Annotated in this window: 10 protein-coding genes; 5 read left to right on the forward strand and 5 right to left on the reverse strand. The window is 62.7% G+C overall.

Annotated features, from left to right (window positions below):
* Positions 1-63 precede the first annotated feature (63 nt).
* The 4 genes from V1288_RS16875 to V1288_RS16890 are packed head-to-tail and all read right to left on the reverse strand — an operon-like array spanning position 64 to position 4,336.
* Positions 64-807, reverse strand: coding sequence for a polysaccharide deacetylase family protein (locus tag V1288_RS16875; RefSeq protein ID WP_334358104.1), 744 nt, complete (start codon positions 805-807; stop codon positions 64-66).
* A gap of 13 nt (positions 808-820) precedes the next feature.
* Positions 821-1,609 carry a class I SAM-dependent methyltransferase gene (locus V1288_RS16880; protein WP_442894028.1) on the reverse strand — a complete coding sequence of 263 codons (789 nt, stop codon included), beginning with the start codon at positions 1,607-1,609 and terminating at the stop codon, positions 821-823.
* Between the two features lie 40 nt (positions 1,610-1,649).
* Positions 1,650-2,861 (reverse strand): hypothetical protein, encoded by a 1,212-nt coding sequence (locus V1288_RS16885; protein ID WP_334358106.1) that lies wholly within the window; start codon positions 2,859-2,861, stop codon positions 1,650-1,652.
* Positions 2,861-4,336: a lipopolysaccharide biosynthesis protein gene (locus tag V1288_RS16890; protein ID WP_334358107.1), complete on the reverse strand. Its 1,476-nt coding sequence runs from the start codon at positions 4,334-4,336 to the stop codon at positions 2,861-2,863. The genes V1288_RS16885 and V1288_RS16890 overlap by 1 nt, the downstream gene beginning before the upstream one ends.
* A 590-nt stretch (positions 4,337-4,926) precedes the next feature.
* On the opposite strand from V1288_RS16890, the gene V1288_RS16895 reads away from it, so the two are divergent.
* The 3 genes from V1288_RS16895 (at position 4,927) to V1288_RS16905 (ending at position 8,499) form a co-directional block, all read left to right on the forward strand.
* Entirely contained in the window at positions 4,927-5,913 is a 987-nt protein-coding gene (locus V1288_RS16895; RefSeq protein ID WP_334358108.1) for a glycoside hydrolase family 26 protein, read from the forward strand.
* A 274-nt stretch (positions 5,914-6,187) separates the two neighbouring features.
* The gene (locus V1288_RS16900; protein WP_334361331.1) at positions 6,188-7,189 is read left to right on the forward strand and encodes a glycosyltransferase family 2 protein; all 1,002 of its coding nucleotides are present in this window, start codon (positions 6,188-6,190) and stop codon (positions 7,187-7,189) included.
* On the forward strand, positions 7,186-8,499 hold the full coding sequence (locus tag V1288_RS16905) for an O-antigen ligase family protein (RefSeq protein WP_334358109.1): 1,314 nt from the start codon (positions 7,186-7,188) through the stop codon (positions 8,497-8,499). Before V1288_RS16900 ends, V1288_RS16905 begins: the two co-directional genes overlap by 4 nt.
* A gap of 3 nt (positions 8,500-8,502) precedes the next feature.
* Here the strand turns inward: V1288_RS16905 and V1288_RS16910 are convergent, their stop codons facing one another.
* Positions 8,503-9,594 (reverse strand): glycosyltransferase, encoded by a 1,092-nt coding sequence (locus V1288_RS16910; protein WP_334358110.1) that lies wholly within the window; start codon positions 9,592-9,594, stop codon positions 8,503-8,505.
* A 235-nt stretch (positions 9,595-9,829) separates the two neighbouring features.
* Here V1288_RS16910 and V1288_RS16915 point away from each other — a divergent pair, with 235 nt between their 5' ends.
* Together V1288_RS16915 and V1288_RS16920 are read left to right on the forward strand one after the other, a co-directional pair.
* Positions 9,830-10,762, forward strand: coding sequence for a cupin-like domain-containing protein (locus tag V1288_RS16915; RefSeq protein WP_334358111.1), 933 nt, complete (start codon positions 9,830-9,832; stop codon positions 10,760-10,762).
* Between the two features lie 12 nt (positions 10,763-10,774).
* Positions 10,775-11,962, forward strand: coding sequence for a GNAT family N-acetyltransferase (locus V1288_RS16920; protein ID WP_334358112.1), 1,188 nt, complete (start codon positions 10,775-10,777; stop codon positions 11,960-11,962).
* The last annotated feature ends 150 nt before the right edge of the window (positions 11,963-12,112 follow it).

A 12,112-nucleotide genomic window follows, 5' to 3' on the forward strand; every position in this document is an offset into this window, starting at 1 on the left:
CGCAACAGGGAAAATTAACCATACTCACCAAGGGACTATTCCCCGAATTGGCAAACAAAGCGTTTAAGCGCGGGCGCATCGCATCGCCTCCGCCATGGTCAGGGCCGGAATATTCCGCTTCGCGGCCGCTCGAAGCGCATGCGCCAGCAAAGCGGGCGAACAGCCATAGGGGCTCGGCCGGTCGGTGACGTCGTGGCCGTAGAAAATTAACCATCCATTATTGATCTGCGCTTCGTCGAACGCGCGGTCGATTCCGTCGCAATCCATCTCGCGATCGATCAGCGGAATGGCGCGCAGGAACTGCAAATCGACGCTGCCGGCGTTGACGCCCTGCACGATGCTGCGGCAGGTCTGGAATTCCTTCCTGAGCTGATGTTTCCGGGCGTAGGAGCCGTATCCGAACGGATAGGCAAAACTGTCGACCTGTATCGAGGGATCGAGGGCGCGAAGGTAAGCGCGGTTGTGGATGATTTCCCGGCGCATCGCCGCCTCGCCGAGGTCGCAGGCGCGCTGATGCGAGAACGTGTGGCAGCCGATCTCGTGACCCCTGCGGTGAAGCGAGACCACGTCATCGGCATTGCCCGCCACCCAGTCCGGCGCGTCGGCGCCGACCAGGCTGCCCGAGACATAGAACGTCCCCCGCGCGCCATGTGCTTCGAGCATTCCGGCGCCGGTCGTCACCGCGCTCTTCGGCAGATCGTCGAAGGTGAAGCTGACCATCGGCGTGCTGTTGCGCAGCCGGAACAGATCGACGCGTAGATGCATCGCCAGCCGGTGGCCGACCTTCGCCCTTGCCTCTGACAACATCGCGTTCATCGTCTCAACGCTTTCGCAGGATCACGTGGTAGTCGCCATGCCGCACGTCGGCGCGGCCGGGCAGGAAGAAGTTCATCACGCGCGCGGTGGCATCGACGAGGGCCGCGAACGCGGGCATGCGCAGCCGCATCTCCGGATAGCGCGGGCTCTCATATTGCTTGCGGTAGATCATCTGCAGGCCGTGCCGCTCGGCGAACGCATCGAGGTTCGAAAGCGTGACCAGCGGGTGAAACAGCGTCGGGAACGGCGCGTGCCCGGGCAGGCCGGCTTTCTTGTCGCCGCGGACGTGGCGGTAGAACCAGACATGGAACCAGTGCGGCGAATACTTGGTGACGACGCCGGACAGCGACCTCGGATTGGGCGCGCCGATCAGGATCATGCCATTGGGCTTCAGCGCTTCGCAGAAGTTCAGCAGGGCTGCTTCGACATCGGGCACGTGCTCGATCACGTTGTAGCAGATCACGAGATCGAAGCTGTTGGGCTGGAAGCGATGGGTCTGGATGTCGCCGAGGATCGCTTCCTGCGCATAGTCGTTGTTGCGGATCTGGTCCTCGTCGATGTCGACCACGGTGACGTGGGCGCGATGCAGCACCTTGAGCGGCAGGAAGCTGGTCGAGCCGCCGCCGGCTTCGTAAATCGAGAGTTCGCCCTCAGGCAGTCTCGCTTCGAGAATGCCGTGAACCGTCAGCAAGCTCTGCCGCGCCTCGCCATGTGCCAGCGCGAGCAGGGCCTGCGGATGTTGCATCGGCTCGACTGCCGCCTGCGTGCGGCCGATCGTGACTGCCTTGTTCATCGGCTTCATCCATTCTGACGTGGGGGTTGCCTTGTTCATTCTAATTTCCCCAATCGACGCGCTGAAAAGCATCGATCAATGCCCGGTCTTCCCGGTGAATCGAAGGATCGAACGGCACGCGGTTGGTGCGCTGGTATTTCCAGTTGCTGCCGATCTCGCGGAAGTGCCGAAACGAAAAGTTCCTGGTGCAGAAATAAGACGCCCACCAGGAGAAAATCGAATGGACATGCCATTGCGCATGCGTGGGGCATCGGGCGGGAACCACCGTCCATTTCGGCAGGCACTCATTCGCGTCGCGCCGCATCACAAGTCTCGAGCGCTCGTATTTCGGCGGCATGAGGATCGAGAAGTCGGCGTGCCGATGCGGGGCTTTGCTCGCGCTGTCGCGCACGCCCTCATCGATGCCGATGATCCATCGTCCGCGATACCGGACGAGGCCCGTCCATGATTGTTCTGCGGCTTCGAACGCCGATTGTCCCGTCTTTGACAGGACCAATTCGTCGATGTCGGAGTTCATGACGCTTCGGGCATGCCGCAGGAAGCGCCATCTTGCGTGCTCCCAGGCTCCCAACTGGCAGAAATCGGAATCCCAGTGGTCCCAGCTATTGGCGCCCTGCGGGCCGTATTTGAAAGGCCACTCCATCACGGCCGAGCATTGGATGCCCGGGACCGACCGGAGCGCGGCGCTCAACGCGGCGCCGTCATAGGCGCTGGAGCCGTTGTCATAGATGACGACGGCATCCGCGCCGTGAATGTCCCGGTTGAACCTCACCCAATCGAGGATCCATTCGATCGGATTGTCCTTCGACATCGTGAAGATGACGCGGCGGTCGCGGAACATTTCCGATTCGTTCGGCGACACCGAAAACGTGAAGCTTCCCAGTTCGCCCAATGCCTGGATCGGGCCGGTATTCTCGGGACTGTCCAGCCACAGTTGGGCGTGGCGGTCGAGGTGTCTTGTCCGTGCCTTGCGGGTCCCGGCGCCGCTGATGAAGTTCGTGGTCGCAACGTCGCGCGCGAGGTTGAAGAATGGCGGTGCAAACAGGGCAACCCTCGATTTGCTCACCTGTACCGCGTCGTAGAACAGCGTATTGTTGTCGAAGTCCCGTTCGAAATTCTCGCCCCGAAATTCCGGCGGGCGCGTCGCCTCGCGCCGCTTGTCGGTGAAGTCCGATAGCGAAACAGAATTGGTTCGACAGATGACATGTCGATTGTCGGCCGCAACGAGCTGGTTCTTGCTGGCTAGCCGCATCATGGTTCTCTTGTCGACATGCTGGGTAGTCCCGTGGACGGGGCGGTGATGGATGGCGCCGGAAGATTGCGCCGCGCGGCATAGGCGATCACGGCCTTGCGCAAACCGGCGATGTCGAAGGCGAGAGCTGCGGCGAGGTAGACGACGCAGCCGGTCACGGCCAGCACGCCAAACGAGACGATGCTGATCGGAAGCAGCGGCTTTGCGAATGTCAGCACCAGCGCCATGATCGCCGTCGCCGCGACAATGCGCATGACCTGGAATGCGTTGAAGGGAAGCGGAAAGGCCCTGCGCGTGAGGTACCAGCCGAAGCCCGCGCCGCATGCTTCCACGATGACGAGGCTCGAGGCCGCGCCGGCCAGGCCAAATCGGGCGAGCAGGACGGGCATGACCAGCAGGTTGGCGATCAGCATCGCGATGCTCTGTGTCGTCATCATGAACGGCGTCTTGGCGAGATGAAAACTCGCGTGGATGTAGGATTGGGAAATCGACTGAAACAGCCAGGCAAAGGCCAGGATCGGCATGATCTGCGCCGCGGTTTCCCTGAACTCGCTGCCGAGGATCACGCCTGCAATATAGCTGCTCGTCAATGCCACGCCGGCGACGGCCGGCAGGACGGCGGCCAGCAAAATTTCGAGGCTGAATTCCAGATGCGGCCGCGCCTCGGAGGCGCCGCCGGTGGCATACGCGCGCACTGCCAGCGGGATCGTCGCCGATGCAATGCTCACCGCCGGAATCAGGATGATTTGCCGGACGAGATCGGCGGACGCGCCGTACTGGCCGGCCGCGTGGTCGCCCATGAAATGAAACACCAGCATCCGGTCGAGCGCAGCGTGGATCGCAAAGACGATGCCCGACAGCGTGATCGGAATGCCGAAGCCCGCGAATATCCGCAGGTCGGCAACCTTCGGTCCGGCGACGGGGGATCGCAGGACCGTGCTCGCAAACAGCATCGTCGTGACGAAGTAGGTGACGGTCACCATCGCTAGCTGGCACAGTCCGCCGCCGCCGAGTACCGCCGCGGCCAGACACAGCATGAACGCCAGGCAGGCGCGAATGATCGACGCAGACATGAACGCGAACGATTGCAACCGTGCCTTGAGCAGCTCCTGTCCCAGTTCAAACAGGCCGAGCCCCAGCGCGAAGAAGATCGCTGCGAGATTTCGCTCCAGCGACACCGACGTCGTCAGCGTGGCAACGAGAAGTGCGATCGGCGCGGCGAGGGCGGAGATGAGATAGGCGACGAAAATGGTCTTCCTGACGTCGACCGCGCCGCCTTCCGACTGGAAACGCAGGGCAGAGACGCGCACCCAGGTGAACAGTAGCGCCGAGACGATGCCTGCGGTACTCAGACCGACGACGTAGACGCCATATTCTTCGGGTGAGAGCAGCCGCGTGAATACGATCGCGCTCAGCAGGCCGATCGCGGCCGATACGACGCTCGCAACCGAATAATGGAACGTTTGGCTGAGCACTATACTTTCGGCCTCTGAAGCGCGGAACGTCGCTTCGGCAATGGGTTCAGGGTTAACGAGACGACACTATTCATCTCAACAATCCGCCGGAGGCTCGCCGTTGTCAGGCGCAGAACTTCCGCGATGCCCATGGAGCAAGATCGGTGCCGAACCGGCGAACTGCGTTTTGCGGTGCGTCGGCGTGGTTAACTTGCCGTGTTTTCCCACGTATCTCCAGGCTAGAGCGCCGCGGCCCCGCGAGCCGGCAATTTCCGATACATCCGCTCCGTCCACGGTGTCCGCATTTGCGACAGGCCGACGCCGATCCGGCGCTGCGGTAACCATGGCGAACGCGCCATTGGTGCGTGTGCCGGTGCTGGACTCGATATTGCAAAGCCCATCGCCGTAATCGTCGACCGCGTCGACGAATGGATTGCTGATGTTACATTTTCGACGAAAACCCCTTTCGCAAGAAGCGGGCTGCACACCTCCCGTTCGTTTTGATACAGCCACCCTGTCCGGCCTGTATCCTTTTGCGACGGCGACCGCTCATTGTCGCGACGGCTTCTTGCTCTCGGCCGTCTTTGTCAGAAAGCATGCGAGGGCAAGCGATGTTTCGAACTGATCCGAGGCGGCGCAAAAAGAAGGGTGTGAAGCGGCTGGTGCTGTTTCTGGCAGCCTTTGTGCTCACCGTGCTGCTGCTCGCTCACGTCGACAGCAATGCCGCCTCGCGCGCCGTCTCTACCCAAGCGAGGTTCGCGGGCGCCTTCGTCAATTGGGGTCCGATAGGTCGCGAGCATACGCTGCGGGCGTGGGAGAAATGGCTGAAGCAGAAGCCGTCCTCGGTATTGGGAGTCGACTTCTATGGCCAATCCACCTGGGAGGATTTCTCCAAACTGAGCTGGGTCCCGGGCGTTTGGAAGAAGCTCAATCCGGCGCGCAACATGGTCTGGTCGATGCCGCTGACCATGAAAGGGACGCCGCTCGCCGACGTGGCCGATGGACTCCACGATGCCGAATTCGAAGCCGCCGCCCGGGCGATTTCGGAAGCGCATCCGCGGGCGATCATTCGGCTCGGCTGGGAGATGAATCTGTCTGAAATGGCGTGGTTCGCCAAAGGGCATGAAGCCGAGTACATCACGGCGTTCCGGCGCGTCGTGGAAATATTCAGGCGTCACTCCACTACCTTCAAGTTCGATTGGTGCCCGGGCTGGGGGCCGCAGGAGATGCCGGCGGACGCGAGCTATCCCGGCGACGACGTCGTCGATTACATCGGCCTCGACGTCTACGACTTCAAGCATGAAGGTTCTGCGGAAGAGCGCTGGAGCACCTTCTACGTCAAGGCGCCATTCGGCCTGGAATGGCACCGCGAATTTGCGCATCTGCACGGCAAGCGGATGAGCTATCCCGAATGGGGGGTGGGCAATGCCGGCGACAACCCGTTCTTTATTCAGCAGATGCATGGCTGGTTCATGAAGAACGAAGGCCGCATTGCCTACGCCGCTTATTTCGACGTCGACGGCGCGTGGCCGACCCAGATCGACAACGGCCGGTTTCCGAGTTCACAGCGATTGTTCCGCAAGCTGTTCGGCCGCTGATCCCACGCGCTGATCTTGGGTCAGCGTTCGTTCAGCGCGGATTAACCCCGTCCATTAACCGTCGTCCGAGTTCGCTGCTTCACGTTTCGCCGCCGGACCGGATATTGCAACGCTGCGCGCGTTACGTTCGCAGCGGCCGGATCAACCCTGGAACGAACGCCCTTATCGAGACGGAAATGTCCCGGATTACGCCGGCCATCCCGTTTCGGGACGATGAGACATATTCGTGAACGACCTGAGCGTCATGGCAGAGTTTTCGACCAGCGATCGCCGGATGGACGGGCCTGATCCGTCGGCCAGAGCTCTGCGCGCGCTGGTCGCGGTGTCGCCGGCGCTCGACCCTGCGATTGAAACCGTCGTCTGCATTCCCTGTTTTCGTCGGCCCCAGTACCTGCGCCGGACATTGGACTCGCTGGCAGCTCAGCGCACCAGCCGCCGCTTCGCCGTCGTCATGGTGGAGAACGATGCGTCGAAGAGCGAGAGCGTTCCGGTTGCCACCGAGTACCTCGCGTCGGGGAAATTCGCAGGGCTATGCGTGATCGAGCCGCGGCAGGGCAATTGCTATGCGATCAACGCCGCCTTTGAGACCGCGCTGCGGATGTTTCCGGCCGCAACCAGCTTGCTGATGATCGACGATGACGAAATTGCGTCGCCGGACTGGCTGGAGCAGATGGTGAGGACGGCAGACGCGAGCGGCGCCGAGATCGTCGGCGGTCCGGTATTCCCCGAGTTCGACGACGCGCGGAAGCGCGGCTTGCGGCGCCACCCCGCGTTCGCGCCGGCCTACGACGCCTCGGGCCCGGTGCCGGTGATCTATGGCTGCGGCAACTGCCTGATCCGGCGCTCGGTGTTTGAGCGGCTGGGCATGCCGGCGTTCGACCTCCGTTTCAATTATCTTGGCGGTGGGGATACCGATTTCTTCTACCGTTGCATGAGGCTCGGCCTGCGCTTTCATTGGGTGGCCGAAGCCGTGATCTCGGAGACCGTGCCGCAGAGCCGCACCAGCCTGAAATGGCTTGTCATGCGCGGCCTGCGGATCGGCGCGATCAACTATCACGTCCAGCGCAAGGCAACGCCGACGCTCCGGCTGCGGGCGAAGCTGACAGTCAAGCTGCTGGCCGCCTTGCCGTTGTCGCTGATCTACGCGGTGTGCGCCATCCTGACCGAGCGTGAGCGCACCATTGCCATGCATCCCGTGACGGTTGCGATCGGCAGCGCGCTGGCGGCGCTCGGTCTCGAACCGCAGCCCTACAAGGCGTCGAAGTTCGTCTCATGAGCCAACTCGTCGACGCATCCGAAATCCGTAAGCTGGCCGCCGGGATCGAGCGCCAGCAGGTGATGGATATCGTCCGCGGCGCGACGTTTATCGGAACGCTGCTGCTGGGCTGGATATCGCTGCATCCGTTCGTCAGTCTCGGCGATTTGCAGATCGGCGACGTCGGCACCGGAAACGAACTGGCGACCTATGCCGTGTTCGGCGCCCTGAGCGTGCTGACGGTTGCGCTCGCCATGCGAAATGACGCGCGGGGGCTGGCGACATTGTTGTCGCCGGCGTTTGTCCTGTTCGGCGCCTGGGTGCTGGTAACCGTCGTGTTGTCGTTCGATCCGGGCACATCGATCAAGCGTCTTTCGCTGACGATCTGCGTTGTCGCAGTGACCGCCACCCTTATGCTGCTGCCGAAGTCGCAGCAGGAATTGATGCACTGGTTCACGATCTCGGCGCTCGCATTGCTGGCGGTCTGCTATCTCGGAATATTGCTGGCCCCCGATCTTTCGGTTCACCTGGCGAGCGATCCGCAGGAGCCTGGCCTCGCCGGCAATTGGCGCGGCGCGTTCGGCCACAAGAACCAGGCCGCGGCCATCATGGTGATGGTGCTGTTTCTCGGCGTCTACATCATCCGCTCCGGCCTCTGGATATCCGGTGCCGCGATCATCGCGCTTGCCTCGCTGTTCCTCTTGTTTTCGGCCGGAAAGAGCTCGCTGACCCTGTGCCTTGCGGTGCTGTTGCTGACGTCGGCAACGTCAGTCATCCGCGCGTTCTGGCTTCGCGCGATCATATTGCTGACGCCATTGGTGTTGCTGAACCTGCTGAGCGTCGGCACCGTGATGTCGGAGGGCCTTGCCGGGATTTCCAAGCTGCTGCCGTTCGATTCGACCTTCACCGGCCGCACCGATATCTGGGCGTTTGCGCTGCAGTCGCTCCATGCGCGATTGCTCACCGGCTACGGCTTTGCGTCCTTTTGGGGCAGCAGCGCCATTCAAAATCTGCCGGAGGGCAAGGAGTGGGCCGGCTTCGCCGCGCACAGCCACAATGGCTATCTCGACACGGCGCTAGGCATGGGCCTGCCTGGGCTTGTCTTGCTCGTCCTGGCATTGGTGATCGTACCCTTGCGAAATTTTCAGCGGGCGGACGAGGGCGGCAACAACGGTCCGCTCGCCATGATGCTGCTGCGGATCTGGCTATTCGGTCTCTATCTGTCGGCGATGGAAAGCTTCTTCCTCGACCGTTCCGATCCGCTGTGGTTCACGTTCCTGATGGCGGTATTCGGCCTGCACTATCTCGCGCGGTTCCGGGCGCGCACCTGAGGCTCAGAGCTGCGCCCGTACCGCTTCGGCGACGTCTTTCCACCAGCCATCGAAATCGAACGGCAAGTGTACCGGCGGCCGTTTGACCACGGCGGCGATCCGGTCGGCAAAGGCCTCGTTGTCCGAGCCGCGCGCGACCAGCACGACGGCGCCGCGGCTGATCAATTCCTTGAAACGCGGATGATGGTCGAATTCCTCCGGCAAAACGGGGCCGGCGACGATCAGCGGACGGCCGGATTGCACGCAGGTGAGAATGCTGGAACGCCGCGCGGTGAGCCCCTCATCTAGCGGATAGCAGAATGCGTCGATCTCGCTGAACAGGCCGAACACCTCGTGATCGGAGGCGACGAAGCCGGAGACGATCACGTCCTCGGCGATGTCGAGTTCTCTGGCGCGGGCATGAAATTCCTGCTCGACCTTGTCGACGCCGCGAATGAACGAGCCGATATACACGAGCAGCGGCTTGAGCCCGCGCTGCTTCAGAATGGCGCCGATCTCGAGCAGCGCATTGGGCTGCTTGCCCGGATAGATCGATCCGAAATGACCGATCAGCAGCCGCCCGTCGCCTTTCGCGGCGATGAGCCGATGCCGCAACTTCGAATCTTCGATTCCCACCGGCGCCTCGATGTTCGGCGGCAGCGGCGCCAGCACGCTCTTTCTGGCGGTCCAGCCGAGCAGCGGGTCGCTGGCCAGCTCGCGCCGCACCAGCGGCGAGAACATGACGATGGTATCGGCCAGCAGCAGCGCCGGCATGTAGGTGATGCGGCGCAGCCAATGCAGCCCGCGCCATTCATGCTGGATCAGCACGACCTTGCGCCGGCGCAGCTTGGCGATCGCCATCGCCGCGAGCGGCGCGAACATCACGCGCTTCCAGGCCACGATCGGGAAGTTGCAAACCACGCTTTGCGCCGAGCCGACCACGCGCCAGATCTCGGAAAGCGAGCCTTCGCTGCGGATCAGGGTTAACGTCGCGCTGGTTCCAGGCTCGAGCTTTTCGATCGTCTCCTGCAACAGGCGCGTGAACTGGCCGACGCCGCAATGCATTTGCGGTCCCGCGCCGAGAAACAGCGCCCGATATCGGGTTTCTCCAGTCATCGTGCGGCGGCGGGTTTCCAGGAACTGTCGGCGTTAGCCATACATGCCAGACATTAGCTTCCGGTAAGCGGCGGCGTTCGCCCGGCACCGTTCTTGCCAATCCGACCATGAAGACCGTCCGGCCGTCTCATAACGGGACATCGGGCGGTAATGCAATTGGCGGCAAGCCTCGATTTCGGGACAGCCCGAACGGGCAAGCGGCCTGGGCAACGGAAAGTCAGCAGGAGCGCGGACGATGACCGGCAAGATCTTCAGCAAATGGGATGAGACCCATTCCGAGCTTTGGAGCCACCAGCCGATCCGGCTCGAACACGAGATGCACAAATCGCCGGCGTTTTCGATGGACGAGCTCGCCCAACTGATCGAGAGCTACCCGCGCGAGCATTACAGTCTGGTCAAAACGGGCGCCAAAGGATCCAGCCGCGTCTGGCGCGAGGGTGATATCGGCAACCTCTCCGGCCGGCAGGTAATCGAAGCGATTTCCCGCGGCGGGCTCTGGCTCAACATGCGCGACGTCGGCGCGGTCGACAGCCGCTACCGCAAGCTGATCGACCGGATGTTCGAGGAGATCGCGGCCAGGGTTCCGGGCTTCGTAGTGCCGAACCACCAGGCCGGCATTCTGATCTCCTCGCCGGACGCGCAGGTCTATTATCACGCCGATCTGCCGGGGCAGGGCCTGATCCAGATCGCGGGCCGCAAGCGGGTCTACGTCTATCCAAACACTGCGCCGTTCATCAGGCCGCAACACCTCGAGGACATCGCGCTGTTCGACGTCGAGGTCGATCTGCCTTACGCGCCCTGGTACGACGCGCATGCGCAGGTGTTCGACCTCGAACCCGGCCAGATGCTGAACTGGCCGCTGAATGCGCCGCATCGCGTCGAGAATCTCGGCACCGTCAACATCTCGATGACGGTATCCTACGGCAACGACGATATCCGTCGCGCCCAGATCATCCACCTCGCCAACGGCCTGCTGCGTCATCGCTTCGGTTATACGCCGAAGACCAGCAATCTGCGCGGGCCGTCTTTCTTCGCCAAGAAGGTGCTGCAGAAGCTCGTGCGCGACAGCAAATGGGTCAAGCGCGAGCGCAACGCCCGTCGCGCGATCGATTTCCGCCTCGACGCCACTGAGCCCGGCAGAATCGTCGATCTGCCCAAGGCGGCATAAGTCGCAACGCCGATGACGGTTCTGACGACCAGTGCGGGGCAAAAGGCGGCGCGGTCAACGCGCCGCGCGGCCGGATTCCATGTCGAGCTCGTGCGCGACTGGCAGCAGGCCGTCGCGCGCTGGCATGACATCAGCCCGTCGACGCCGTTCCAGCATCCGCAATGGTATGACGCCTGGTACGCGGCCTTCGCCGGCGCTAAAGGTATCGAGCCGCTGATTGCTGTTGTCACTGACACATCGACCGGCGAACCGGCGGTGCTGCTTCCGCTGATCCGCCGCCGGCAGAACAACATCGTCATCGTCGAATTCGCCGATCTCGATCTGACCGACTACAACGCGCCCGTCCTCGGTCCCGCGGCGCCGCGCGATGCCAAAGCGGCGCGCGCCCTGTGGCGCAGCCTGTTGTCGGCGCTGCGCCAAATGCCCGAGAAGGCCGATCTCATCCGTCTTCGCAAGGTGCCTGTCGAACTCGATGGCAAGCCGAACCCGCTGGCGCTGCTCGACGCTGCCGGTACGTGCTCGCTCAATGGCAACCTCGTCGCAACCGGCGAGGATTACGACGCCTGGCGCTACACGCTGGAAAAGACCGTGCGCAAGGAGCTGGAGCGGAGCTGGCGCGTGTTCACGCGCGATCCGGCGGCGTCGTTTGCGATCATCACCGATGCCAACGAGGCGTTGCGGATTCTCTCGGCCACCGAGGTGCAGCAGGGCACGCGGATGCAGAGCCTCGGGCTGAACTACATTCTCAATGACGAAACCTGCGCGGCGTTCTATCGCAACCTGGTTCGCGACGGCGTTGGCAACGGCTACGCGCTGGTCTCGGCGCTTACGGTCGATGATGAGGTCGTGGCGACGCTGCTCGGCGTCAGGACCGGCTCACGCTACGTGATGATCCGCATCAGCAATGCCGGCGAGAAATGGTCGAACTGTTCGCCGGGCCGGCTGATCATCGAGCGCACCATGGCGGCCCTGCACAGCGAGGGCGTTCGCGAGTTCGATTTCTCTGTCGGCAATTACGCCTACAAGCGCCGTTTCGGCGTGACGCGGCTGCCGCTGATCGACATCAGCGCCGCCTTGAGCTGGCGCGGATGGCCCTTTGCATTGCGCGATCGCGCCGCGCGCGAATTGCGCAACTATCCCCGGCTCGACGCCCGGCTGAAGCGCGCACTCGGTAAGCCGCCATCACGCGAAGAGAATTGACACATTGTTGCCGCACGGGAACAAGCGTGCAAATTTGCAACACATGCCAGGATTGTGCGGCTGTTCTTCCTGTGTTCACGAGAGTTGATGATCGCCTTTGCGGCAGCGGCGTATGGTCGGCGTCAGGTCAGGGGGCCACCGGTGAATGCT

Source organism: Bradyrhizobium sp. AZCC 2176 (assembly GCF_036924645.1).
Taxonomy (GTDB): Bacteria; Pseudomonadota; Alphaproteobacteria; order Rhizobiales; family Xanthobacteraceae; genus Bradyrhizobium.

Coding starts and splice junctions, on each gene's coding strand:
- V1288_RS16905 (WP_334358109.1), top strand. CDS start 7,186: ATGAGCCAACTCGTCGACGCATCCGAAATCCGTAAGCTGGCCGCCGGG.
- V1288_RS16915 (WP_334358111.1), top strand. CDS start 9,830: ATGACCGGCAAGATCTTCAGCAAATGGGATGAGACCCATTCCGAGCTT.
- V1288_RS16920 (WP_334358112.1), top strand. CDS start 10,775: ATGACGGTTCTGACGACCAGTGCGGGGCAAAAGGCGGCGCGGTCAACG.
- V1288_RS16880 (WP_442894028.1), bottom strand. CDS start 1,609: ATGAACAAGGCAGTCACGATCGGCCGCACGCAGGCGGCAGTCGAGCCG.
- V1288_RS16885 (WP_334358106.1), bottom strand. CDS start 2,861: ATGCGGCTAGCCAGCAAGAACCAGCTCGTTGCGGCCGACAATCGACAT.
- V1288_RS16875 (WP_334358104.1), bottom strand. CDS start 807: ATGTTGTCAGAGGCAAGGGCGAAGGTCGGCCACCGGCTGGCGATGCAT.
- V1288_RS16895 (WP_334358108.1), top strand. CDS start 4,927: ATGTTTCGAACTGATCCGAGGCGGCGCAAAAAGAAGGGTGTGAAGCGG.
- V1288_RS16910 (WP_334358110.1), bottom strand. CDS start 9,594: ATGACTGGAGAAACCCGATATCGGGCGCTGTTTCTCGGCGCGGGACCG.
- V1288_RS16900 (WP_334361331.1), top strand. CDS start 6,188: ATGGACGGGCCTGATCCGTCGGCCAGAGCTCTGCGCGCGCTGGTCGCG.